Source organism: Affinirhizobium capsici (assembly GCF_977018625.1).
In genome coordinates this window covers 2,543,683-2,566,357 of the sequence record NZ_CDRNXD010000004.1, presented here as the reverse complement: position 1 = coordinate 2,566,357, position 22,675 = coordinate 2,543,683, and the positions used below count along the sequence as shown (strand labels likewise).

Below are 22,675 nucleotides of genomic sequence, written 5' to 3'. Positions count from 1 at the left end.
GTCACCGGCATTTGCCGGCTGCCGCATTGGAAGACGTGTATTGAACGACAGGCCCTGATGGTTTCCATCTGTTCCTGTCGGAAGGAACAGGAACGGATGACCGACAGTAAAGACGACAAGACACTCAGCGTAACGGGAAAAAAGACCCTCACCCTGAAGCCGTCAGGGATGAGCCAGGGTACCGTGCGCCAAGATATCGGTCGCGGTCGCAGCAAGGCGGTCGTGGTTGAAACCCGCAAGCGCCGCCCCATCCGCCCGGAAGATGAAAAGCCGATTACGCCGGTGGTGGCAACGCCAGCGCCTGCGCCACAGCCTGTGGCGCGCCCTGTAGAACAGCAGCCGGTTGCCGCAGCGCCGCAGCCCGCCGTTGTTCGTCCGGCAGCACCTGCCGCTCCGCAGCAGCCCGTGCAGCAACAGCGTCCGGCTGCTCCCCAGCACCAGCAGCGCAACAATCACCAGCAGAACAACAACAACCGCCCGCAGCAGGGCCAGCGTCCGCAGTCTTCGGGGCAGCGCGGCAATGACCGCCCACGTGGCACCGTTCTGCACGATCTGTCTGCCAATGAGATGGATGCTCGCCGCCGCGCTCTGGCGGAAGCCCAGGCTCGCGACGTCATTGAGGCCAAGCAGCGCGCTGAAGATGAAGCACGCCGTAAGATCGAGGATGAGCGTCGCGCTATTGAACAGCGTGCCGAAGAAGAGCGTCTTGCCGCAGAAGCCAAGGCGAAAGCCGAAGCCGATGCTATTGCGCAGGCCAATGCACCGGCCGCTGCCGCCCCCGCAGAGCGCCCGCAGCAGTCCGCTGCTCCTGAGCGCGCGCCGCGCAACACAGAAGGCCGCCCTCAGTCTGGTCGTCCGTCACCGGCAGCCGCTGCCGCTGCACCGCTTCCACAGCCGGGCGTTCCGGTTCGCAACCGCAAGGCTGCTGGCGATGATGATGACGATCGCGGCCCAGCACGCGGCGGTCCAAGTCGTGGCAAGGTTGTGGCACCGGCACCAGCCAAGGTTCCGGCCCGCCCGAAGGAAGACGATCGCCGTCGTGGCAAGCTGACTGTTACCACGGCCAATGTGGATGACGATGGCAACCCGCGTGGCCGCTCGCTTGCTTCCATGCGTCGCCGCCAGGAGAAGTTCCGCCGTAGCCAGATGCAGGAGACCCGTGAAAAGGTCATGCGCGAGGTCATCCTGCCGGAAACCATTACCATTCAGGAACTGTCGCAGCGTATGTCTGAACGCGCTGTGGACGTTATCAAGTACCTGATGAAGGAAGGCCAGATGATGAAGCCAGGCGACGTCATCGACGCCGACCTTGCAGAACTCATCGCGACCGAATTCGGCCACACCGTGAAGCGCGTTTCCGAATCCGACGTTGAAGAAGGTATCTTCGACGTGAAGGACGAAGATGGCGAACTGGTATCGCGTCCTCCGGTCGTGACCATCATGGGTCACGTCGACCACGGCAAGACCTCGCTTCTCGACGCCATCCGCAGTGCAAACGTGGTTGCTGGCGAAGCCGGCGGTATCACGCAGCACATCGGTGCCTATCAGGTCGAGCAGAACGGTCAGAAGATCACCTTCATCGATACCCCCGGTCACGCCGCCTTTACGGCCATGCGTGCTCGCGGTGCACAGGCAACGGATATCGCGATCCTGGTGGTTGCGGCTGACGACAGCGTGATGCCGCAGACGATTGAGTCCATCAATCACGCCAAGGCTGCCAATGTTCCGATCATTGTTGCAATCAACAAGGTGGACAAGCCAACGGCTGACCCGCAGAAGGTGCGCACGCAGCTACTGCAGCACGAAGTTTTCGTGGAATCCATGGGCGGTGAAGTTCTGGACGTCGAAGTTTCGGCCAAGAACCGCACCAATCTGGACAAGCTTCTCGAAGCCATCCTCCTGCAGTCGGAAATCCTTGACCTCAAGGCCAATCCAAACCGTACGGCGGAAGGCACGGTCATCGAAGCCGAGCTTGATCGTGGTCGCGGCGCTGTCGCAACCGTGCTGATCCAGAAGGGCACCCTGAAGCCTGGCCAGATCATCGTGGCTGGCGACCAGTGGGGCCGCGTTCGCGCCCTCGTCAACGACAAGGGTGAGCACGTCAAGGAAGCCGGTCCGGCTATGCCTGTCGAGGTGCTTGGTCTTTCCGGTACTCCGGCTGCTGGCGACAAGTTCGCTGTGGTTGAGAACGAAAGCCGTGCTCGCGAAATCTCCGAATATCGCCAGCGTCTGGCCCGCGACAAGGCGGCTGCACGTCAGTCCGGTTCACGCGGCTCGCTTGAGCAGATGATGAGCCAGTTGCAGACCTCCGGTCTCAAGGAGTTCCCGCTGGTCATCAAGGGCGACGTGCAAGGCTCTATCGAAGCGATTGCCGGTGCTCTGGACAAGCTTGGCACCGACGAGGTTCGTGCCCGTATCGTCCACTCTGGCGTTGGCGGTGTGACGGAATCCGATATCTCGCTGGCGGAAGCCTCCAATGCGGCGATCATCGGCTTCAACGTTCGTGCCAACTCCCAGGCTCGTTCACTTGCTGAACGGGAAGGCATCGAAATCCGCTACTACAACATCATCTACGATCTGGTGGATGACGTTAAGGCAGCCATGTCCGGCCTTCTGTCGCCAGAGCGTCGCGAAACCTTCCTCGGCAATGCCGAAATCCTCGAAGTGTTCAACATCACGAAGGTGGGCAAGGTTGCCGGTTGCCGTGTTGTTGAAGGCAAGGTGGAGCGTGGTGCAGGCGTACGTCTGGTTCGCGACAACGTCGTCATTCACGAAGGCAAGCTCAAGACGCTCAAGCGCTTCAAGGACGAAGTGTCCGAAGTGCCGGTGGGTCAGGAATGCGGTATGGCCTTCGAAAACTACGAAGATATCCGCGCCGGGGACACCATCGAGTGCTTCCGTGTGGAACACATTACCCGCACGCTCTAAGCTGCGCTCAGAACAACAAACTCAACGCCGGGTCCCAGACCCGGCGTTTTGCGTTTGGCGATCCAAAATCTGGCGTGCATTGCGAGAAAACGGCTTGAGAGCCCAAACCAGCTCATCGACTCGAAATATAGGATTTGTTGACCAGAAGGTCGGGGCGGGCGTCGCGATTCATTCAGTTGCAATGCCGTGAAACGGGCAGCGGTCACGACGCATTATTGTGGCGCACGTCATTTCCAGCACGGTCTTTCCACAGAAGCCGCAACATGTTCGCAGAATGTACCCGCCAACCCAGTCAGTTGCGCAGCTGAAGACGCTCTATTGCTTGCATGACGCTATCCTCAATCTCAAGCCCATCCTGCGAGGCCTTGGCACGAGCGGTTTGGCCGCGCCTGCCGGGCAGCCGCACGCCAGGCTCCCGCGCCATCTCGGCGGCAAGCAGAGCGATGCGACTCTCGACTTGCGGGCCTGCCGCAGCCGTTGGATCGATTGCGATGATGAAGTGGCCAAGCGCGGGCGGTCCACCTCGATCGTCAAACAGTGAGCTTGATTCAAAGGAATACTGTGCGCCCGTCAGGCTGGCGGACAAGACCTCGACCATAAGGGCGAGTGCAGCGCCTTTGGCACCGCCAGCAGGTGCCATAGTGCCTTGAATAGCTGCGTTTGCATCCGTTGTTGGATTGCCCTGCTCATCAAGCGCCCAGTCGTCAGGGATAGGCACTCCACGTTGCTGAGCTTCCATGACCTTGCCGCGCGCTACCTTGGACAGGGCTAAATCGATAACGATGGGCTCCTGTTTCGGCAAAGGCAGCGCAAAAGCAATGGGGTTGGTGCCGAACAACGGGCGCTTGCCGCCCCAGGCAGCCATGGAGGCTGGCGCATTGGCAAACATAATGGCCATCAGCCCCTGCTCTGCAAACCGCTCCACCGTCAGCGCCAGGACGCCTGCGTGGTGCGAGCGGTGGATAGCGGCAGCGGCAATGCCCTGCGAGTGGGCAAGAGGAGCTAACGCCTCAACGGCCACATCCAGCGCCGGGAAGGCAAAACCGTGATGCGCATCGACGGAAAGAAAGGCTGGTCGCGGTTGAGACAATTCTGCCTTCGCATCTCCCCGCACCTTGCCGGCTCGAACCTGCGACACATAGGCCACCACACGGCGCAGTCCATGGCTCGACTGGCCTGCCGCCTCTGCAGCGACGAGCCCTTTTGCAACGGACGTCGCAGCATCTGCCAGCACGCCATTGAATTCAAAGATGGCGGCAAGCCGTTGCTGAAGATCGGGGAGAGAAAAATGCATCGAATCATGTCCGTTAGCGAAGGCGCCCAAATGGCACCTTTTGAACGGGCGGTTCTTTAGCAGTTCCGGTAGCCGAGAGGAACCGTTACCTTATTGCTGAGGCCAGCGGGTGGCGGCGGCACAGGTGAAGCACGGCGAACGAGATCGACCATATATTGATCGAAATCGGAAAAGCCGGAGGAACGCGCAAGGCCGACACTGGAAAGATTGCCGCCACCGTCAATCCTGAACGTGATCATGGCGGTGCTTCCCTTGCCCGATGCCGGGCATTTTCCACGCTGGCGCGCCAGATGAGCGGCAAGCTTGGTTTGCCAACGGGCAGGCGAAATGGAGGATGAACCACTGGTGCTAGATGTGGCAGCGGCCGCCGTGCGCGTCGATTCCGTCACGTCAGCCTTGGCCTGCACGGCAGCCTTTGCTGCCGGTGGCTGAGGCTTCGGCTTTCGCGCCTCCACCTTCTTCTGCTTTGGCGGCTCCTTCGGCTCCTGTGGTTTCACCTCTTCTGGCTGAGGACGAATGACAGGAAGCGGAACCTCCACATGCTCCAGCATCGCAAGCTGTTCTTCAGCGGGAAGATCCTGCGGCGGAAGCGGCTCCTCGGGAATTGTCTGCGTGGTCTCCGTCACAGGTTCCTGAATGTCGTCCGGCAGGATCTCTGCCGTTTCCATAGGGGGTTCTGGCTCCGGTAGCGGTTCTGGTTCGACCTTGGCCTGTTCAACCGGCTGCTGCTCGTTCAGAACTTCTTGGACATCCTGTAACTGCTCCGAAATAACCGTTTCCTCGGTTGCCGCAGCTTCCGGTTCAGCGGCCATTTCAATCATGATGGCCGCAGGTGCATCTGGCAGGCCTGCCTCTTCCGGTTCCTGCCGAAGAAGGACAGCGGCTGCAGCCAGATGCGCGCATAGAACCACGGAGCCCGCTCCGACCCAGAGCGCCGCTTCTCCAAGCTTGCGTTGCCAGCTGCGCGGATGAAGCATCATGGCTGTGTTCCCGCCTGAGGCGCTGCAGGCTGGCTGCCGATCGTTTCCAGGCCAACCAAAGCGATCTTGAGATAGCCGGCATCCCGCAGCAGGTTCATGACCTCCATGAAATGCCCGTAATCCACGGCCTTATCCGCGCGCAGAAAGATGCGCGTGTCCTTGTTGCCCTGCGTTTGGCTCTCAAGCCTTTGCGCCAGTTGCTCACGCGCCACGGGATCATTGCCAAGGTTGAGCGACAGATCCTGTTTCACAGTGAGATAAAGAGGCTGTTCCGGCTTTTGCGCTGGCTTCGCGGTGGAAGCTGGGAGATCGACATTCACATCAACCGTGGCAAGCGGTGCGGCCACCATGAAAATGATCAGCAGCACCAGCATGACATCGATAAAGGGCGTGACATTGATCTCGTGGTTTTCCGAGAGATCGTCACCGTGATTTTCGCGAATTCCACCCGCCATAACCTATTCCCCCGCGACCAAAGACACGGACGACTTGACGCGACCGCCCGGAGGCACCTTGCGGAAATCCAGATCGCGGCTCACAAGCCGCTCAACCCCCGCCGCGGCATCCGCCAGAAGCTGGCGATAGCCGGTAATGGAGCGGGCAAAGATGTTATAGATCACGACTGCCGGAATGGCGGCTACGAGGCCGATTGCGGTGGCCAGAAGCGCTTCCGCGATGCCCGGTGCGACGACGGCAAGGTTCGTCGTCTGTGATTCCGAGATGCCGATGAAGGAATTCATGATGCCCCAGACAGTGCCGAACAAGCCAACAAACGGTCCGACTGAGCCAATGGTGGCCAGGGCACCCGTGCCACGCATCATGCGGCGGCCTGCATAGGCCTCGATGCGTCCGAGAACAGAAGCAACGCGCTCCTTCACGCCCGCATGTTCCACATGATCCAGCGCACCTTCGGAAAGCTTCAGCTCACGGGCGGCTTCCGCCAACATGGAGGCAGCCGGTCCACGCCGCTTTTCGGTGAGCACCAGCGCGTCTGCAAGGCTTTTGGACTGGCGGATGGCCTCGATCACCAGCTTTGCGCGGCGGCGCGCGCCAAACAGTTCGAGCGATTTCGCAAGCCATACTGTCCAGGTTAGCAGAGAGGCCAGGGCGAGGCCGATCATCACGCCCTTCACCACCCAATCCGCCGCCATGAACATGCCGAGCGGCGAAAGATTATGCGGGATATCGCTACGTTCAGCGGAAACTGATGGCTGTGCAGGTGCGGCTGCGGCAGGTTGCTCCACCGCTATACTCGCTTCTGGCGGCTGGCTTGCCGACACATCGGGCTGTGTTGGCGCATTTGGTGCTGCTTGCGGGGTTGACGAGGCAGGAGAGGTCGCAGTGTCGGGAGCCTGGGTTTGCGCCGGTGCCTGCTGTGTGATGGGTGCTGCGCTTCCCGCATCTTGTGCCTGCGCCAACGCACTCGAGCCAAACAGCGCAATGCAGGCCGCTATAACCAAAGTGCTCCTGACGCAGCCAGCGTTTGAAGACTCCGATTGAGTGGAAAAAGCAAAATGGCTGGACATAGAGGTCTCCCTGGCGGGCTTCATTGAGCGCAGGGGTGCTTCAGGCATATTCCTTCGCGAGAGGCCGCCACCGCGCGTTGCACAAGGGGATAATAAACATGACAAATAATGTAAACTAATAAGTGCGGACAAGCGAAAGATTCTTTACGAAATAATTCATGTTTCGCTGACGGTGCGAATCGCTTGCCAATTGCGATGTCAGAACATACCTAGCTGGCATGGCAGCACGCGATAGATATTCCCGGAAACTTGAATGCCCTCAATGCGGACATACCGGCTTTGCCGAGGTCTCGGAGGATGACGATCCACACCGCAAGGACCCAGGCTTCCAGGTCGATGAAATGCCAAAGGGCTTTTCGACCGAGTTTTCCTCCCGCGATCCGGCCAAATACATGTTGCGCTGCCAATGCGGCCACAAATTCCGCTTTGCCCGCAAAAGCGTCTATGCGCCCGGGGGTGAACCGCGAAGTTAAGCAGACAGACCTGTAAGCCCGACGAAATACCTAGGCCAAGATCGCGCTATCGCATGAGAAAGGTATGAGGGGGATTTTGGTGGAGCTAAGCGGGATCGAACCGCTGACCTCTTGCATGCCATGCAAGCGCTCTCCCAGCTGAGCTATAGCCCCATCAGGGTACCGGGCATTATCCGGTTCCGGGAACCCGTGGCGAAGCGCTGCTTCGTTCGGGGTGGCGGCTTATTACTTCCGGAAAATTCCGAGCGCAAGCCGAAAATGGAAGGCCCGGACATTTTTTTGGTCCGGGCCTGAAATCAAGTGCTTAGACTTCGTCTTCGTCGCCACCAACGCCGATGATGCCAGACATATCTTCATCGTCATCTTCGTCATCGGTTTCCAGGAAGGTGTCGTCGTCGTCGCCGTCGATTTCGACGTCGTCGTCACCCATATCCGGCAGGTCGTCGCCGCCAGCCGCATCGTCGCCCTCTTCCAGAGAGACCAGTTCGACGTCCGGGTTTTCCGTATCGACTTCAGCCACTTCTTCTTCTTCAGCCTGTTCCATCTTCATCTGAGCCGTGTTCTCTTCAAAGAAAGAGAGCGGCCAGGACTTGCCGGTGTAAGGCGAAACGACCGGATCGCGATTCAGGTCGTAGAATTTCTTGCCCGTATCCGGGTCGGTACGCTTGGTTCCAAGTTCCGCTTTTGCCACTGTGGATGCCTCGTGAGAATGGCCGATCAGTTCGGCGTTGCCGCAATCGCGACGCTCAAAATTGTTAGCCGGTCCCCATAATGCTTGTAAATGGTGAAGTCAAAGGCAAACTTGGGCGGGAAAGCTGGGAAATCGCATGGAAGCAGGCGCAATCGCAAGATGACGGGCTGGCCGATCCCACCCGCTTTGCCGGTAAGGGCGAACGGCGCGATGGAAAGCGCCCCCTCTTTGGTCTAGAGGAGTGCGGAAATCTTGGGAGACAGCCATGACCTTTATCATTGCCATCGATGGGCCAGCCGCCGCCGGAAAGGGTACACTCTCACGCCGGATTGCTGAAACCTATGGCTTCCAGCATCTTGATACCGGGCTTACCTATCGCGCGACGGCAAAGGCGCTGCTGGATGCTGGCCTGCCACTCGATGATGAAATCGTTGCGGAAAAGATGGCTAAGGCAATCGATCTTGGCGGACTGGATCGCTCGATACTGGCGCAGCATCATATTGGCGAGGCTGCATCCAAGATTGCCGTCATGCCCTCGGTGCGCCGTGCGCTGGTTGAAGCGCAGCAGGCATTTTCGCGTCGTGAGCCGGGAACGGTGCTTGATGGGCGTGACATTGGTACTGTTGTTTGCCCGCAGGCACCCGTGAAGCTTTACGTGACCGCCTCGCCTGAAATCCGAGCAAAACGCCGCTTCGATGAAATTGTCGCCAATGGCGGTAGCGCTGATTTCGACAGTATTTTCGAAGATGTGAAGAAACGCGACGAGCGTGACATGGGACGCGCTGATAGCCCCTTGAAACCGGCTGCAGATGCGCACTTGCTTGACACATCGGAAATGAGTATAGAGGCCGCATTCCAAGCGGCGAAGAGTATCATCGACGCTGTCTTGAACAGGAATTGACGGTCTGCCGGTTCGCCGGTGCATCGAAATCAAACGGAATAACTTGAAGGCCTGGTCCCCGCGCCGGATTGCCCTCCACGAGAAGGGCGGACTTGATCTTTGGGTATGAATAACACGAACCCCCGGCGCACCGCGTGCTCAAAACGGCACGATCAGGAGATTTCATGGTACTAGCAAACCCCACGCGGGAGGATTTCGCAGCCCTCCTCGAAGAATCCTTTGCCTCGAACGACCTTGCTGAAGGCTATGTAGCCAAGGGTCTCGTCACGGCAATCGAGAAGGATGTTGCGGTGATCGACGTCGGCCTCAAGGTCGAAGGTCGCGTTCCGCTGAAGGAATTCGGCGCCAAGGGCAAGGACGGCTCGCTCAAGGTTGGCGACGAAGTTGAAGTTTACGTTGAGCGCATCGAAAACGCTCTCGGCGAAGCTGTTCTGTCGCGCGAGAAGGCTCGCCGCGAAGAAAGCTGGATCAAGCTGGAAGCCAAGTTCGAAGCTGGCGAGCGCGTTGAAGGCGTTATCTTCAACCAGGTCAAGGGCGGCTTCACGGTTGACCTCGACGGCGCCGTTGCCTTCCTTCCACGCTCTCAGGTTGACATCCGTCCGATCCGCGACGTGACGCCTTTGATGCACAACCCGCAGCCCTTCGAAATCCTCAAGATGGACAAGCGCCGCGGCAACATCGTTGTTTCGCGCCGCACGGTTCTGGAAGAGTCCCGTGCCGAGCAGCGTTCTGAAATCGTTCAGAACCTCGAAGAAGGCCAGGTTGTTGACGGCGTTGTCAAGAACATCACCGATTACGGTGCGTTCGTTGATCTCGGCGGCATCGACGGTCTGCTGCACGTGACCGACATGGCATGGCGCCGTGTAAACCATCCTTCGGAAATCCTGAACATCGGCCAGCAGGTCAAGGTTCAGATCATCCGTATCAACCAGGAAACCCATCGTATCTCGCTCGGCATGAAGCAGCTCGAGTCCGATCCGTGGGATGGCATCTCTGCCAAGTACCCGGTTGGCAAGAAGATCTCCGGTACCGTCACCAACATCACCGACTACGGTGCATTCGTTGAGCTGGAGCCGGGCATCGAAGGCCTGATCCACATCTCCGAAATGTCCTGGACGAAGAAGAACGTTCACCCCGGCAAGATCCTGTCCACAAGCCAGGAAGTTGACGTGGTCGTTCTCGAAGTCGATCCTTCGAAGCGCCGCATCTCGCTCGGCCTCAAGCAGACGCTTGAGAACCCATGGCAGGCATTCGCTTACAGCCATCCGGCTGGCACGGAAGTCGAAGGCGAAGTCAAGAACAAGACTGAATTCGGTCTGTTCATCGGCCTCGAAGGCGACGTTGACGGCATGGTTCACCTGTCCGACCTCGACTGGAACCGTCCAGGCGAGCAGGTCATCGAAGAGTTCAACAAGGGCGATGTCGTCAAGGCTGTCGTTCTGGATGTTGACGTCGAGAAGGAGCGTATCTCGCTCGGCATCAAGCAGCTCGGCCGTGACACGGTTGGTGAAGCTGCAACCTCCGGCGAACTGCGCAAGAACGCTGTCGTATCCTGCGAAGTCATCAGCGTTAACGATGGCGGCGTCGAAGTGAAGCTCGTGAACCACGAAGATATCACCTCGTTCATCCGTCGTGGTGACCTGGCTCGCGATCGTGACGATCAGCGTCCTGAGCGCTTCTCCGCTGGTCAGGTTTTCGACGCTCGCGTCGTCAACTTCTCCAAGAAGGACCGCAAGGTCATGCTGTCGATCAAGGCTCTCGAGATCGCAGAAGAGAAGGAAGCTGTTGCTCAGTTCGGTTCGTCCGATAGTGGCGCATCGCTTGGCGACATTCTGGGCGCTGCCCTGAAGAACCGCACCAACGACTAATCCTCGTTGCGATAGAATTGAAAAGCCCGCCGGAGCGACTGTTCCGGCGGGCTTTTCTGTATCTGCCAGAGTGGTAGATTTCCTTGCTGCGATGATTGATGCCGCAAAAGAGGAAAATTCCCCGATACTTCGAAGTGCACGGTGTGGCGATTTTGCTGAGAGAGGGGATGTGTTTCAGAGGCTGCTGACGGGCCTGCTCATTTGATCCAGCAGATCAGCCGGAACCTATTTCAGCTTCATTAGTTGACCGGCATCTTGACCATCAACAAGGAGTTTTCGGGATGATGGAAGCTGGAAGAAATTCCTCGCTGGAAGCGCGCGGCGAGCGCATTGCTGGCGAAGCAGATGATGCGATGCGCGCTGAGATTTCCGCGCTGCGCAAGGAAATCGAGCATATCCGTGCATCTCTTTCGGATTTTGGCGCTGACACCTATGAGACGGTCAAGGCAAAGGCCTCAGATGCCGCACAATATGTTCAGGAAGAGGCCACCTCTGTCGCAGGCGTCATCCGCGAACACCCCGCGACGGCTGGAACCGTGCTGACGCTGATCGGCGGTATTGGCTTTGCTATCGGTTATCTGGTCGCCTCGACCTCGTTCGAGCAGAAGCAGGCCTGGTACCGCCGTTACTACTAAGAGGTCTCCAAGCCTTCCGCAGCGCGCGGCGGCTGACAAACATCGACCCAAGTGGCGGAGGTCAACTCCGCCATTCTAGCCGGCGAAATGCGGACAGCGGCGTTGATTGCGCCTGCAGCTGGAACCACGATATCGAAACGCTTCAGCGATTCATCCAGATAGATCTTCAGCGGCTCCTTCACGCCGAAGGGGCAGACGCCGCCAACGGGATGACTCGTTCTGGCCACGACTTCCTCTGCGTCGAGCATACGCGGCTTGGAGCCGAATCGATCGCGAAATTTGCGGTTATCCAGCCGGCTCATTCCTGATGCGACGAGAAGCACCACCTCATCTCCGGCCCGTAGGCAAATTGTCTTGGCAATTTGATCGGGCTCTACGTTATGCGCTTCTGCAGCCAGCGCGACGGTGGCAGAACTCGCTTCCGTTTCAATGACATGAATATCCGGAGCGTGTTCTATAAAGAATTCTTTTACAGATGTAAGGCTCATGACGCCAAGCTAGCCAAGCTTGCTCCGGGTGGCAAGCTCTCTCAATGTGCCCGTAAAGCTATGTCAATTTAGCATTGCTGCAGTGCGAAATATTGACTGTTTTTTAAGCGCTGATTTGATAATCTTCAATCATCGACAGACGCACTCCTCCTCCCAGTGTCTGTCGTGGGGTCCAGCAACACCTCCTCCTCCCAGTTGCTGGCCAGTATCAGAAGCCCGGCGTATCCTCCTCCCACGCCGGGCTTCTTCTATTTTCAGGAGGAGTTTGAACGCCTTGTGCCAGCTTGACAATTGGGCCTTGGCGAGGATAACTAACCCCGCATCGATATTTGTTTGACTGTGGCACTACAGCGCTCATTCGCGCTGACGACGACCCTTCCCTCAAATACGACCTTCCCCGCTTTTGCCGCTCAGGCGACAGAAGCAAAGACAACGTTGCGAGTGAAAGGACATCGTAATGGCTACTGGTACTGTAAAGTGGTTTAACGCAACCAAGGGCTTCGGCTTCATTCAGCCTGACGACGGCGCTGCCGACGTATTCGTTCACATCTCTGCTGTTGAGCGCGCTGGCATGGCTGGCCTCAAGGACGGCCAGAAGATCGCTTACGAACTGGTGACCGATCGTCGTTCGGGCCGCGTTTCGGCTGACAGCCTTCAGGCTGCTTAATTCGCTATTTTAGCGAATCGTAAGAATTTTGGATGGCGCCCTTGCAATCGCGGGGCGCCATTCCCATTTCTGGATCAAGCGGCAACTGAGCTGTTCTCCTGAAGGATGTGAAAATTCTTCGATGCCTTTCGAAGGGCGGCAATTTCGTTAACGATTTGTTAACCTTCTTGAGAGACCATGAGAACATGAAAAAGCGCTGATGCAAATCGGTGCTGTCGGAAATGCCGGACCTGTTTCGGAAACTGACCACGGATGTACTGGCAGAATCGAAATAGGCAGGAAAAGGTCGGGCTCATCCCCGGCCTTTTTGCTTTTTTGGGGGTTATCAAGGGTTTGGTCAGCCTTATGCTCGTGCTTAGCCCAAATGAAGTGCGAAGCTTAATTTGCGCAATTTGCCGAATTAAAGCTGTCTTCTGCAGCCTGGATTACCCCCAAAATAAACGCACAGTTATAAACCCTGAGATGAAAAATATTTACAGATTCAACTAAAACGGTTAAGGGGTTTCGTTATTTTTAATGGAGCCTTGCATGAAGATTGTAGAAGAGAATGAAGATTACATTGTTATAGAAGTTTCTGGTTCTGGTGAAAAAACATACAGAGTAGGATATCCGAAGGCTTCTGGATATCGAGCGGATGATCTCATCCAGGGATTGAGTAAAGCTGCCGAGCAAATCGACTCTAATGTTAGTGAGGAATCATGGAGATCGGTAAATTGGGCGCCGAACGGTAAATCCGAGACTTCAAGAAAGGCGATAACAAGAGGTCTTATTGGTGGATTTGTCGATAAGGCGAGCAGTTATCTAATTTACGAATACAGAATTAATTTTGCAAATTTTGACCGACAGTCTTTTCGGTTTAAAGATGAAACCGACGATACATACGTTTGCATAACTTTGAGGGCTGGTAATCACTACATCGACTACAACTCAGACAAGCCGACCATTGTTGGCGTGTCCTGATTGAGTAAGTACAGGCCTTCCGGGTGACCCCGGAAGGCCTAAAGGTGTTTCAGAGCGCAGCCAGGATACGAATCCAGGATCGGATGCCCTTATGGAACGAGTTGAGATCGTATTTTTCGTTAGGCGAATGGATACGGTCATCGATCAAGCCATAGCCGACGAGCAGCGAATCCATTCCGAGATAGGTCTGGAAATCGCCGACAATCGGGATCGAACCACCCATGCCGACCACAACGGCAGGCTTTGGCCATTCATCGGAGAGGGCAGCTTTGGCTTTCGTCAGCACCGGCGAATCATAGGAAAGCTGAATAGCAGGAGAGGCACCGTGCTCATGGAATTCCACGCGGCAATCAGCCGGGATTTTTGAGCGGATATAGGCGCGGAAGCTTTCACGGATTTTCTCCGGGTCTTGCTCGCCCACGAGGCGGAAAGAGATTTTGGCGGAAGCTTGCGCTGCAATGACCGTTTTGAAGCCTTCGCCCGTATAGCCACCCCAGATGCCGTTAACTTCACAGGTCGGCCGTGCCCAGGTGAGTTCGAGAACGGAACGCCCCTTCTCGCCCGATGGCTCGGACAGGCCGACTTCGCCGAGAAAACTCTTTGCGTCACGGCCAAGGGTTTCCCAGCTGGCCTTGATGTTTTCCGGTGTTTCGTCCACGCCGTCATAAAAGCCAGGCAAGGTTACGCGTCCTGTCTCATCGCGCAGGCCAGCCAGGGCGGTGGTAAGAATATGGATCGGGTTGGCGGCAGCCCCGCCGAAGAGACCGGAATGGAGATCACGATCTGCGGCAAAGACAGTGATTTCTTCTCCGACAAGGCCACGAAGCGTTGCAGCAATAGCAGGTGTTTGCGTGTCCCACATGCTGGTGTCGCAGACCAGGGCAAACTCCGCCTTCAGTTCATCTGCATTGGCTTCCAGGAATGGCTTGAGAGACGGAGATCCGGATTCTTCCTCACCTTCGAAAAGAATGGTGATGTTCACCGGAAGCGAGCCGGCCACTTCCTTATAGGCGCGGCAGGCTTCAACGAAGGTCATCAGTTGGCCTTTATCATCCGAAGTGCCACGACCTGTCAGAACCTTGCGGCCATTACCGATATCCTTCACTTTCGGATCGAAGGGATCATTTTCCCAGAGCTCGATGGGATCAACCGGCTGCACATCGTAGTGGCCGTAGAAGAGAACACGCGGAGCATCGGCGCGACCGGCCTCATGATGGGCAACGACCATGGGGTGACCGGGTGTATCGCGCAAAGAAGCTTTGAAGCCAAGCGCGTTCAATTCGGCAACCAGCCATTCCCCTGCTTTGCGGCATTCTGCCTTGTAGGCGGGATCAGTGGAGATGGAGGGAATGCGAACCAGTTCAAACAGGCGTCCAAGGCTTGCATCGAGATTTTTGTCGGCCTGCTCAAGAATTGGGGAAAGATCGGTCATGCGGATCAGCCTTGCGATTTTTATGTGGAATGTCGTTCGTTAGTGGATGGTGAGGTACCCTAAGCATGTCGCGCAAAAGTGTGAAGCGGTTTTGCGATAACGGCATGCGTGGAGGAAGCATGTCGCGCAAAAGTGTGAAGCGGTTTTGCGATAACGGCATGCGTGGAGGAAGCCATGTCGCGCAAAAGTGTGAAGCGGTTTTGCGATAACGGCATGCATGGAAGAAGCCATGTCGCGCAAAAGTGTGAAGCGGTTTTGCGATAACGGCATGCGTGGAAGAAGCCATGTCGCGCAAAAGTGTGAAGCGGTTTGGCGGGGCTTGTGTTTCAGGCGAGAGGAGACGAAGGGGAGGTGGCCTGTTCGACAGGGAGAGCATCAAGCTGCCGTGCATTGGCAAGCGCCATGCGCATATACTCTTTCAGAAGCTCTTTTTCGAAGCGACGAAAGCCTTTGAAAAGATCCTCATCCGCCTGAGCCGCGGCATGGGTTGCCAATTGCTCCAGAGAGCGCCCACGTTCGGTCAGTTCGATGATCTGTGCGCGCCGATCCCTGGGGTGAGGGCGGCGGGTAATGAGGGCGTCGCGTTCCATGCGGGCAAGAGTATTGGCAAGGGTGGCTTGCTCGATATCAAGCTTGTCCAGCAACTGCCGTTGCGTCAGGCCATCTTCCTGCCAGAGAGATTGTAGAACCGGGAACTGACCCGGTGAAAAGCCTAGTTCGGCTGCTCGCTTTGCCAGTGCGCGAGACAAAGTTTTCGCCAGCTGGTTGGCGAGGTAGAGCGCGGAATCCGTGGTCTCAAACGTCATGAAGGGTCCAGCCCGATTCGACTGCATGATATGTATCGCAGAGTATGGATGCGGGAGGAATTTGCAATCTGCAGAAACGAAAACCGCCACGACCGGGGAGGGGATCGGTCGTGGCGGTGATAGAAGGACAAAGGCCCGGAGAGGGGTGAGGCCTTTGCCCGACCTGACGCGGCGGGGGACAAGCCAGCTATCAGGTTGCGGCGTGATCAATCGCCGATGAGGGAGAGATGGCCATGCAAAAGTGGTCATTCAAGGGAATGCTGGATTACAATGGAGTAACGTTCCAGTGAACTGCCTCGTCCTAGCCGCGGCGCCGCCAGAAAAACAGGAGCTTGAGCGGCGCGTAAATAGCGGTGAAAGTCACCATCATTGCCAACTGTTGCGGAAAGGTTGAGGTGCCAAGGTCGGATATCGTGAAAAGCAGAAATGTGGCGAGTAGCAAAGCCTCAAGAATGTACATTTCAAGCTGCACCAGCCAATGGCGTGAGGGCGCATTCTCTGGCGGGAATATGCTTTCCAAGCCTCGACCCGCCAAAAGATAGACACCGCAGAACAAGATTTTCATGAAGATCATATTGCCGCTGTCGCCGCTATAGTAGCGCCATAGGCCGACCATCAGCATGAGTGCCAAGGTGACGAGGTAAAGGGTTAGAACACTGCGGCCGGTCATGAATACCTTTTCTCTAAAAACAACCAAAGGGAATGCGGATGCCGATGAGATGCAAACAACCAAAGGGAATGCGGATGCCGATGAGATGCAGTGGTCATCGCTGGAAGGAACACACGTGAAATTTCCGCGATGGTTCCAGCAAGGATAGACCTTTTCGGCAAGGCGGAGTATCCATCCTTTCATGAAAAAAGGCGATCATCTCTTCCTCGTGGACGGCTCAGGATTCATCTTCCGTGCCTTCCATGCCCTGCCACCGCTGACGCGCAAGACGGATGGTTTGCCTGTGGGTGCCGTCTCCGGCTTTTGCAACATGTTGTGGAAGCTGCTGACCAACGCGCGCGATACGAATGTGGGCGTCACGCCAAGCCATTTCGCGGTGATTTTCGACTATTCTTCGAAGACGTTCCGCAAGGATCTCTATGATGGATACAAGGCTAACCGATCTGCACCGCCGGAAGAGTTGGTTCCGCAATTCGGGCTGATCCGTCAGGCAACGCGCGCGTTCAACCTTCCTTGCATTGAGACAGAAGGCTTTGAGGCTGACGATATTATTGCGACTTACGCCCGGGCCGCAGAAGCCATAGGCGCGGATGTCACGATCATTTCCTCCGACAAGGATTTGATGCAGTTGGTGACGCCGAATGTCCACATGTACGACAGCATGAAGGACAAGCAGATCGGCATTCCGGACGTCATCGAAAAATGGGGCGTGCCGCCGGAAAAGATGATCGACCTGCAGGCGCTGGTTGGCGACTCGATCGATAATGTGCCGGGCATTCCCGGCATCGGCCCGAAGACCGCTGCCCAGCTTCTGGAAGAATTCGGCGATCTCGAGCAGCTTCTCGCTCGCGCGGGAGAGATCAAGCAGGTCAAGCGCCGCGAAAACATCATCGCCAATGCAGAGCTTGCCCGCCTGTCGCGCCAGCTCGTGGAGCTTCGCACCGATGTGCCGCTTGACATGCCGCTTGATGCGCTGGTGCTGGAACAACAGGATGGCCCGAAGCTTGTCGCCTTCCTGAAGGCCATGGAGTTTGGCACGCTGACGCGCCGTGTGGCGGACGCCTGCGATTGCGACGCAAGTATCATTGAACCGGCGGAAATTCTTGTGGAGTGGGGTGCAACGGCCCATGGCCCGGACCTCGATCCTGGCATGGAGCATAATCAAGACCTTTCGAAGATAGATACTGCTCAGACCCAAGCTGCTGGCTCCGCTATTGGCGGTGGAGCGCGCGCCGTGGATGTTGCTGCTGCGCGGCACGAAGCGTTCTCATCTCACAAGATCGATCACAGCGGTTACGCGACGATCCGTGATGTGGAGACGCTGAAGCTCTGGATAGCTGTGGCGAAAGAGACGGGTCTTGTGGCTTTCGATACGGAAACCACGTCGCTTGATCCCATGCAGGCGGAACTGGTGGGTGTATCGCTTGCTATTCAGGATTACACGCAGAGCCCGAACTCCAGCGATGTGCGCGCTGCCTATCTGCCGCTTGCCCACAAATCCGGCGGCAATGAAGATCTGTTCAGCGAAGGACCGAAGCTGGTCGAAAACCAGGTTCCGATGACAGAGGGACTGGCCCTTCTGAAGGACCTGCTGGAAGATCCTTCCGTCCTGAAGGTCGCACAGAACCTCAAATATGATTACCTCGTCATGAAGCGGCACGGCATTACCATGCAGAGCTTCGACGATACCATGCTCATTTCCTACGTGCTGGAAGCGGGCGTTGGCAATCATGGCATGGACGCACTTTCCGAGCGCTGGCTGGGGCATACGCCGATTCCCTACAAGGACGTGGCCGGTTCCGGCAAATCTGCCGTGACATTCGATCGCGTGGATATCGAGAAGGCGACGGCTTATGCAGCAGAAGATGCGGATGTGACGCTACGGCTATGGCTGGTTTTGAAGCCACGGCTTGCAGCAGAAGGGCTGACCCGCGTTTATGAGCGGCTGGAACGGCCGCTTGTGCCGGTTCTCGCGCATATGGAAGAGCGCGGCATCACGATCGACCGGCAAATCCTTTCGCGGCTCTCAGGCGAACTCGCCCAGAAGGCAGCTGCTTTTGAGGATGAGATCTACGAGCTGGCAGGCGAGAAGTTCAATATCGGCTCACCAAAGCAGCTGGGCGACATCCTGTTCGGTAGGATGGGGCTTCCCGGCGGCTCGAAGACCAAAACAGGTCAGTGGTCTACCTCTGCGCAAGTGTTGGAAGATTTGGCGGCGCAGGGTGAGCCGCTTCCCCGCAAGATCGTGGATTGGCGCCAGCTGACCAAGCTGAAATCCACCTATACCGATGCCCTGCCAATGTATGTGCATCCGCAGACCAAGCGAGTGCACACTTCCTACTCGCTGGCTTCCACCTCGACCGGGCGGCTTTCCTCGTCGGAGCCGAACCTGCAGAATATTCCGGTGCGTAATGCGGAAGGCCGCAAGATCCGCACAGCCTTCATATCCACGCCTGGGCACAAGCTGATTTCGGCAGATTACAGCCAGATCGAATTGCGGGTACTGGCGCATGTGGCGGAGATACCGCAACTGCGGCAGGCTTTTGCCGATGGCATCGATATCCACGCTATGACGGCGTCTGAAATGTTTGGCGTGCCGGTGGCAGATATGCCCGCCGAAGTGCGCCGTCGCGCCAAGGCCATCAACTTTGGGATTATCTACGGTATTTCGGCGTTCGGGCTGGCAAACCAGCTTTCCATCGAACGTTCTGAAGCTGGCGATTACATCAAGAAGTATTTTGAACGCTTCCCTGGCATTCGCGATTACATGGAAGCCACCAAGTCGTTTGCTCGAGAACACGGCTATGTGGAGACGGTGTTTGGGCGCCGCGCCCATTACCCGGAGATAAAGTCTTCAAACCCTTCGGTTCGTGCGTTCAATGAACGGGCAGCCATCAATGCACCCATTCAGGGATCGGCTGCCGATATCATCCGCCGTGCGATGATCAAGATTGAACCGGCACTGGCAAAAGCGGGGCTTGGTGAACAAGTACGCATGTTGCTTCAGGTTCACGACGAACTGATTTTCGAAGTTGAAGAGGAAGCAATCGCCGCGGCTATGCCGCTGATTGTTGAGACGATGGAACAGGCGGCGCTGCCCGCGCTGCAATTGCGCGTACCGCTGAAAGTGGATGCACGTGCTGCGGCCAATTGGGATGAGGCTCATTGATACAGCTCCGCTCCTTAACGAAGGGCGGAGCAATCAATTGGGGCGGGCGTAGAGGCTTTCCATAGCGATGCCCAATAGCTTTTGAGCATAATCACGCGCTGTATTGCGGGTGTTCTGTGTTACGCCAAGCTCTTCGCAACGCTGATCAACTGTCTCGACGATCAATGCCGCCATTCCCTGCGCTGCTTCGGTATCGGCATTGTCCGAGGTGTCCAGCGCCATGGCGAGCGCAGACATCGAGACAATTTCAAGAACAACAAGTCGCGCCTCCAAGGTGGCGAGCCGCTCCTCGAGAGGGTCCTTTGTTGGGTTGAAGCTAAGACGAGCTTCATTCATTCTTTCTCTCCAAGCAACGAGCTTCACTTCGAAGCTCCGCCTTCGGCGTGTTCGTCCGGATGTAGAAAATTATAATCAAATTCTAACGTTTTATCAGATGTGAGAACGGTCAACTCATTCTGACGCAATTTCGAGAAAAAGAAACCCGCATATATTTGGGTATCTTATCGCGCTATTACGCTAAAATACAAACGGCTTAAGCACGCAAAACATATTTCAAGAATCTAAAGTTCCAGGCGTCCGTTAAAAATACCACTTTGGTATAGTGTTGCCCGATGACAGGAATAAAAGACAAATTGTTGCAAGAAATATACTGTCGGAGACACATGATTGCAGAGACGCGTCTAATCTAGATAGCTCTTAATAATCCTGATAAACGCCTCGCCAGCGTTCGTCGGTTCACCGCTGTTGTCAATCGACCAAGTTTCGCATGCGATGTTAGAGCGGGAAGGCTGATGGCGCAGGCGCGCCAGAATTTCTCTTTCGCTCTCCCGGCCACGCTTTGCCAGCCTGGCCGCAAGGATCTCCGTTCGCGCCGTGATTTCAACCACCACCAAACGGGAAAATACCTGCTGAAAGCGGGGAAGAAGCGAGCGGGACCCGTTGACGATGAGGCAGCGTGCTTTTTTCTGCCGCTCCAGTGTGTCTGCTGGAATCCCATAGCAAAGACCATGTGCTTGCCAGGAAACAGCAAAGCCACCGGATGCTTCCTGACGGTGAAACTCATCCATCTCAAGGGCAAGATGATCTTCCCCGCCCGCATCCAGAGGCCTGGTGATAGAGCGGCGCACAAATTCTACGCGCTGATCCTCCGCAAAATGGCGTGAGGCATAAGCGATGATCGTGTCTTTTCCGGCGCCACTCGCGCCGACGACAACAATCATAATACCTAAACGCTGCTCATCCTGCTGCATGACTGAGGCCTCACGCCACCCTTTGACCGCCTCGCCATACGGCGCGACAGACGGGAACGCCCTCTTCACGATGAACGCGCACCAGATCTGCCCTGAGGCCGACCTCAATCCGCCCCCGATCTTTTAGACCGATGCCGCGCGCGGGATTATCTGTCACCATGGCGATGGCCTCTGGCAGACTCATTGTCTCAATGGTTTCCGCTAGGATAAAGGGTGCATGGAGCAGGCTGAACGGCACATAATCCGACGACAAAACGTCCAGTAGACCTCTTTGCGCAAGATCGCGTGCGGCAATATTGCCGGAATGTGATTTACCGCGCACGACATTTGGTGCGCCCATGAGAACATGCATCCCTGCCTCATGCGAGGCTTTGGCCGCTTCGATACTCGTGGGAAATTCCGCCACTTTCACATTATGGCTGACCGCTTCTTCAACATGCGCCAGGGTTGCATCGTCGTGGCTGGCAATGGTGATTCCCCGTTCCGCGCAAAGCGCGGCAAGCGCATTGCGATGAGGCGTGGAATAGCGTGCAGAACCCTCAATGCGCCGCTGCGTGAAGGCTCGGAATTCCTCCTCATTCAGGCCGCGTTTGGTTTTGTAGAAGTAAATATACTGCTCAAGTGTCTGAAACTGCCTCTGTCCCGGAGCATGATCCATCAACGAGACCAGCCTGACATTAGGGTCGTTCTCGAAATCCGAAAACTGATCCAGCACATCCGGGCAAGGTACTTCGCAACGCAGGTGGAAATAGTGCTGGCTTCTGAGCCGTCCGGCCCTCTGCGCCTCATCGATGACAGTGGCTATGGAGCGCATCTCTCCGCGCGGGAAGCCCCCCGCTTCGTCCGAGCCAAGGCGCAAACAATCAAGAACCGTAGTGATGCCGGAGGTGGCAATCTGCGCATCATGTGCCTGAAGTGCCGCCATCTGATCCCAACGAACACCGGGGCGCGGCGCATAATGTGTTTCCAGATGATCCGTATGGAGCTCCACCAAGCCGGGGATCATGAAATCACCTTCGACATCCTCGCCGGTGCGGTTTACGCCTTCGCTGATATCGCAAATCATGCCATCCCTGATCAGGATCGAGCCATGGATGACGTCGTTTCTCAGAACGATACGCGCATTTGTGAAGACCTGTTCACGGCTCATGCTGGTTCTCCTCGTCCCTGCAGTGCGAGGCAGTGTTGGACCGAAAATGGCTGGCCCTGTTCCTTTTCAACGAAAAGACCGAGATGCTCGACGCTGAGAGGCTTACCCAGGAACGCGGCGAAATGGTCTTCAAGCAGGCTGCGCACCGTAGGTTTGCGGCTTTCTTCGACTGGGCCGGTCAACGTCATGTGGAAGCGAAATTCATCCATTACGTAAGGGTAACCCCAACTTTCAAGCATTTCCCTTTGCCGTTCACTCAAACGCTCGGGTTTTCGTCTTGCCAGATCTGATGAGGAAAGAGGTGCTCGCCAAGGCTCGAAAGCCTCAACAACGCGATGGCACAGCGCATTGATGCTTTCGCTGCCGCCTGCGCATGTGAGCGCAAAGAACGGCCCGATTTCGGCAAGCTCGAGCCTTGGGATCGTCGCAGGCTGTTCCTGCGCGCAATATTGTTCAAAGAATATGTCGAGAGTTGCGGGCGTACGCGCTTCGTTCAGGCGGAACGGCGCTTTAAGCGTGGCGTGAAAGCCGTAGCGTGCAGGCTCACTGACCAGTGCTCGCCATTCCGCATCCATGAGCTTTCTAGATGGCGGATGTTGCGCGACCGGCGCTGTGGCGAACGCGTTCCTACCCAGCCAGTTGCTGGCGGCCTGTGTCAGTGGATGGTCTTCTGGAGGCGTCACATAAACGGCATAGCGCATAAGGGGGCAAAGCACCTGTATTCCTGTTCATCACCTTGTACGCGATGAAAGGGTTCAGGGTCAAAAGGCAATCCTACCTGGAGCTG

General features: G+C 56.7%; 22 protein-coding genes and 1 tRNA gene. 9 read left to right on the top strand and 14 right to left on the bottom strand.

Annotation, left to right across the window (positions count from 1 at the left end; all coding sequences use genetic code 11):
• Positions 1-96: 96 nt before the first annotated feature.
• On the top strand, positions 97-2,928 hold the full coding sequence (gene infB / locus AC0JZ1_RS15710) for a translation initiation factor IF-2 (protein WP_471883259.1): 2,832 nt from the start codon (positions 97-99) through the stop codon (positions 2,926-2,928).
• Between the two features lie 292 nt (positions 2,929-3,220).
• Here the strand turns inward: infB and AC0JZ1_RS15705 are convergent, their stop codons facing one another.
• Genes AC0JZ1_RS15705 through exbB form a run of 4 tightly spaced genes read right to left on the bottom strand, consistent with a single transcriptional unit; the run spans position 3,221 to position 6,728 of the window.
• Complete coding sequence (locus AC0JZ1_RS15705) at positions 3,221-4,222, bottom strand: Ldh family oxidoreductase (protein WP_471883258.1); 1,002 nt, start codon at positions 4,220-4,222, stop codon at positions 3,221-3,223.
• A 56-nt stretch (positions 4,223-4,278) separates the two neighbouring features.
• A complete protein-coding gene (locus AC0JZ1_RS15700) occupies positions 4,279-5,202 on the bottom strand; it encodes an energy transducer TonB family protein (RefSeq protein ID WP_471883257.1) in 924 nt (307 codons plus the stop codon).
• Positions 5,199-5,657, bottom strand: coding sequence for a TonB system transport protein ExbD (exbD, locus tag AC0JZ1_RS15695; protein ID WP_471883256.1), 459 nt, complete (start codon positions 5,655-5,657; stop codon positions 5,199-5,201). Before exbD ends, AC0JZ1_RS15700 begins: the two co-directional genes overlap by 4 nt.
• Before the next feature lie 3 nt (positions 5,658-5,660).
• On the bottom strand, positions 5,661-6,728 hold the full coding sequence (gene exbB, locus AC0JZ1_RS15690; RefSeq protein ID WP_471883255.1) for a tonB-system energizer ExbB: 1,068 nt from the start codon (positions 6,726-6,728) through the stop codon (positions 5,661-5,663).
• Positions 6,729-6,946: 218 nt separating this feature from the next.
• Here exbB and AC0JZ1_RS15685 point away from each other — a divergent pair, with 218 nt between their 5' ends.
• A complete protein-coding gene (locus AC0JZ1_RS15685; RefSeq protein ID WP_471883254.1) occupies positions 6,947-7,201 on the top strand; it encodes a hypothetical protein in 255 nt (84 codons plus the stop codon).
• 77 nt (positions 7,202-7,278) lie between these two features.
• Here the strand turns inward: AC0JZ1_RS15685 and AC0JZ1_RS15680 are convergent.
• Together AC0JZ1_RS15680 and AC0JZ1_RS15675 are read right to left on the bottom strand one after the other, a co-directional pair.
• Positions 7,279-7,354, bottom strand: a tRNA-Ala gene (locus AC0JZ1_RS15680).
• A 151-nt stretch (positions 7,355-7,505) separates the two neighbouring features.
• The gene (locus AC0JZ1_RS15675) at positions 7,506-7,892 is read right to left on the bottom strand and encodes a TIGR02300 family protein (protein WP_471883253.1); all 387 of its coding nucleotides are present in this window, start codon (positions 7,890-7,892) and stop codon (positions 7,506-7,508) included.
• A gap of 80 nt (positions 7,893-7,972) precedes the next feature.
• Here AC0JZ1_RS15675 and AC0JZ1_RS15670 point away from each other — a divergent pair, with 80 nt between their 5' ends.
• The 4 genes from AC0JZ1_RS15670 to AC0JZ1_RS15655 all read left to right on the top strand — a co-directional run bounded on the left by AC0JZ1_RS15670 (position 7,973) and on the right by AC0JZ1_RS15655 (position 11,296).
• The gene (locus AC0JZ1_RS15670; RefSeq protein WP_471883252.1) at positions 7,973-8,161 is read left to right on the top strand and encodes a hypothetical protein; all 189 of its coding nucleotides are present in this window, start codon (positions 7,973-7,975) and stop codon (positions 8,159-8,161) included.
• Positions 8,158-8,793 (top strand): (d)CMP kinase, encoded by a 636-nt coding sequence (gene cmk / locus AC0JZ1_RS15665; RefSeq protein ID WP_471883251.1) that lies wholly within the window; start codon positions 8,158-8,160, stop codon positions 8,791-8,793. The genes AC0JZ1_RS15670 and cmk overlap by 4 nt, the downstream gene beginning before the upstream one ends.
• Positions 8,794-8,957: 164 nt before the next feature.
• Complete coding sequence (gene rpsA / locus AC0JZ1_RS15660) at positions 8,958-10,661, top strand: 30S ribosomal protein S1 (RefSeq protein WP_471883250.1); 1,704 nt, start codon at positions 8,958-8,960, stop codon at positions 10,659-10,661.
• A gap of 281 nt (positions 10,662-10,942) precedes the next feature.
• The gene (locus tag AC0JZ1_RS15655; RefSeq protein ID WP_471883249.1) at positions 10,943-11,296 is read left to right on the top strand and encodes a hypothetical protein; all 354 of its coding nucleotides are present in this window, start codon (positions 10,943-10,945) and stop codon (positions 11,294-11,296) included.
• Here AC0JZ1_RS15655 and AC0JZ1_RS15650 read toward each other — a convergent pair.
• Positions 11,293-11,784: a YbaK/EbsC family protein gene (locus tag AC0JZ1_RS15650; protein WP_471883248.1), complete on the bottom strand. Its 492-nt coding sequence runs from the start codon at positions 11,782-11,784 to the stop codon at positions 11,293-11,295. The two genes, AC0JZ1_RS15655 and AC0JZ1_RS15650, sit on opposite strands and share 4 nt — an antisense overlap.
• A 457-nt stretch (positions 11,785-12,241) precedes the next feature.
• Here AC0JZ1_RS15650 and AC0JZ1_RS15645 point away from each other — a divergent pair, with 457 nt between their 5' ends.
• Positions 12,242-12,451 carry a cold-shock protein gene (locus tag AC0JZ1_RS15645; RefSeq protein ID WP_062555021.1) on the top strand — a complete coding sequence of 70 codons (210 nt, stop codon included), beginning with the start codon at positions 12,242-12,244 and terminating at the stop codon, positions 12,449-12,451.
• A 528-nt stretch (positions 12,452-12,979) separates the two neighbouring features.
• Positions 12,980-13,411 (top strand): hypothetical protein, encoded by a 432-nt coding sequence (locus AC0JZ1_RS15640; RefSeq protein ID WP_471883247.1) that lies wholly within the window; start codon positions 12,980-12,982, stop codon positions 13,409-13,411.
• Positions 13,412-13,460: 49 nt separating this feature from the next.
• Here the strand turns inward: AC0JZ1_RS15640 and AC0JZ1_RS15635 are convergent, their stop codons facing one another.
• From AC0JZ1_RS15635 to AC0JZ1_RS15625, 3 genes are all read right to left on the bottom strand, one after another.
• A complete protein-coding gene (locus AC0JZ1_RS15635) occupies positions 13,461-14,843 on the bottom strand; it encodes a dipeptidase (protein WP_471883246.1) in 1,383 nt (460 codons plus the stop codon).
• A 326-nt stretch (positions 14,844-15,169) separates the two neighbouring features.
• Positions 15,170-15,649 carry a MarR family winged helix-turn-helix transcriptional regulator gene (locus AC0JZ1_RS15630; protein ID WP_471883245.1) on the bottom strand — a complete coding sequence of 160 codons (480 nt, stop codon included), beginning with the start codon at positions 15,647-15,649 and terminating at the stop codon, positions 15,170-15,172.
• 301 nt (positions 15,650-15,950) lie between these two features.
• Positions 15,951-16,319 (bottom strand): hypothetical protein, encoded by a 369-nt coding sequence (locus AC0JZ1_RS15625; RefSeq protein WP_471883244.1) that lies wholly within the window; start codon positions 16,317-16,319, stop codon positions 15,951-15,953.
• Between the two features lie 181 nt (positions 16,320-16,500).
• Here AC0JZ1_RS15625 and polA point away from each other — a divergent pair, with 181 nt between their 5' ends.
• A complete protein-coding gene (gene polA, locus AC0JZ1_RS15620) occupies positions 16,501-19,488 on the top strand; it encodes a DNA polymerase I (protein WP_471883243.1) in 2,988 nt (995 codons plus the stop codon).
• A 33-nt stretch (positions 19,489-19,521) separates the two neighbouring features.
• Here polA and AC0JZ1_RS15615 read toward each other — a convergent pair whose 3' ends face one another.
• From AC0JZ1_RS15615 to AC0JZ1_RS15600, 4 genes are all read right to left on the bottom strand, one after another.
• Entirely contained in the window at positions 19,522-19,824 is a 303-nt protein-coding gene (locus AC0JZ1_RS15615) for a hypothetical protein (protein WP_471883242.1), read from the bottom strand.
• Positions 19,825-20,168: 344 nt separating this feature from the next.
• Positions 20,169-20,738, bottom strand: a complete 570-nt coding sequence (gene phnN, locus AC0JZ1_RS15610; protein ID WP_471883241.1) for a phosphonate metabolism protein/1,5-bisphosphokinase (PRPP-forming) PhnN — start codon at positions 20,736-20,738, stop codon at positions 20,169-20,171.
• Positions 20,739-20,748: 10 nt separating this feature from the next.
• Complete coding sequence (locus AC0JZ1_RS15605) at positions 20,749-21,888, bottom strand: alpha-D-ribose 1-methylphosphonate 5-triphosphate diphosphatase (RefSeq protein ID WP_471883240.1); 1,140 nt, start codon at positions 21,886-21,888, stop codon at positions 20,749-20,751.
• Positions 21,885-22,604, bottom strand: coding sequence for a DUF1045 domain-containing protein (locus tag AC0JZ1_RS15600; protein WP_471883239.1), 720 nt, complete (start codon positions 22,602-22,604; stop codon positions 21,885-21,887). Before AC0JZ1_RS15600 ends, AC0JZ1_RS15605 begins: the two co-directional genes overlap by 4 nt.
• Between the last annotated feature and the right edge of the window lie 71 nt (positions 22,605-22,675).

Bases quoted from the DNA above. Each gene is read 5' to 3' on its own strand.
- infB (WP_471883259.1), top strand. From the start codon at position 97: ATGACCGACAGTAAAGACGACAAGACACTCAGCGTAACGGGAAAAAAG.
- AC0JZ1_RS15705 (WP_471883258.1), bottom strand. From the start codon at position 4,222: ATGCATTTTTCTCTCCCCGATCTTCAGCAACGGCTTGCCGCCATCTTT.
- AC0JZ1_RS15700 (WP_471883257.1), bottom strand. From the start codon at position 5,202: ATGATGCTTCATCCGCGCAGCTGGCAACGCAAGCTTGGAGAAGCGGCG.
- exbD (WP_471883256.1), bottom strand. From the start codon at position 5,657: ATGGCGGGTGGAATTCGCGAAAATCACGGTGACGATCTCTCGGAAAAC.
- exbB (WP_471883255.1), bottom strand. From the start codon at position 6,728: ATGTCCAGCCATTTTGCTTTTTCCACTCAATCGGAGTCTTCAAACGCT.
- AC0JZ1_RS15685 (WP_471883254.1), top strand. From the start codon at position 6,947: ATGGCAGCACGCGATAGATATTCCCGGAAACTTGAATGCCCTCAATGC.
- AC0JZ1_RS15670 (WP_471883252.1), top strand. From the start codon at position 7,973: ATGCTTGTAAATGGTGAAGTCAAAGGCAAACTTGGGCGGGAAAGCTGG.
- cmk (WP_471883251.1), top strand. From the start codon at position 8,158: ATGACCTTTATCATTGCCATCGATGGGCCAGCCGCCGCCGGAAAGGGT.
- rpsA (WP_471883250.1), top strand. From the start codon at position 8,958: ATGGTACTAGCAAACCCCACGCGGGAGGATTTCGCAGCCCTCCTCGAA.
- AC0JZ1_RS15655 (WP_471883249.1), top strand. From the start codon at position 10,943: ATGATGGAAGCTGGAAGAAATTCCTCGCTGGAAGCGCGCGGCGAGCGC.
- AC0JZ1_RS15650 (WP_471883248.1), bottom strand. From the start codon at position 11,784: ATGAGCCTTACATCTGTAAAAGAATTCTTTATAGAACACGCTCCGGAT.
- AC0JZ1_RS15645 (WP_062555021.1), top strand. From the start codon at position 12,242: ATGGCTACTGGTACTGTAAAGTGGTTTAACGCAACCAAGGGCTTCGGC.
- AC0JZ1_RS15640 (WP_471883247.1), top strand. From the start codon at position 12,980: ATGAAGATTGTAGAAGAGAATGAAGATTACATTGTTATAGAAGTTTCT.
- AC0JZ1_RS15635 (WP_471883246.1), bottom strand. From the start codon at position 14,843: ATGACCGATCTTTCCCCAATTCTTGAGCAGGCCGACAAAAATCTCGAT.
- AC0JZ1_RS15630 (WP_471883245.1), bottom strand. From the start codon at position 15,649: ATGACGTTTGAGACCACGGATTCCGCGCTCTACCTCGCCAACCAGCTG.
- AC0JZ1_RS15625 (WP_471883244.1), bottom strand. From the start codon at position 16,319: ATGACCGGCCGCAGTGTTCTAACCCTTTACCTCGTCACCTTGGCACTC.
- polA (WP_471883243.1), top strand. From the start codon at position 16,501: ATGAAAAAAGGCGATCATCTCTTCCTCGTGGACGGCTCAGGATTCATC.
- AC0JZ1_RS15615 (WP_471883242.1), bottom strand. From the start codon at position 19,824: ATGAATGAAGCTCGTCTTAGCTTCAACCCAACAAAGGACCCTCTCGAG.
- phnN (WP_471883241.1), bottom strand. From the start codon at position 20,738: ATGCAGCAGGATGAGCAGCGTTTAGGTATTATGATTGTTGTCGTCGGC.
- AC0JZ1_RS15605 (WP_471883240.1), bottom strand. From the start codon at position 21,888: ATGAGCCGTGAACAGGTCTTCACAAATGCGCGTATCGTTCTGAGAAAC.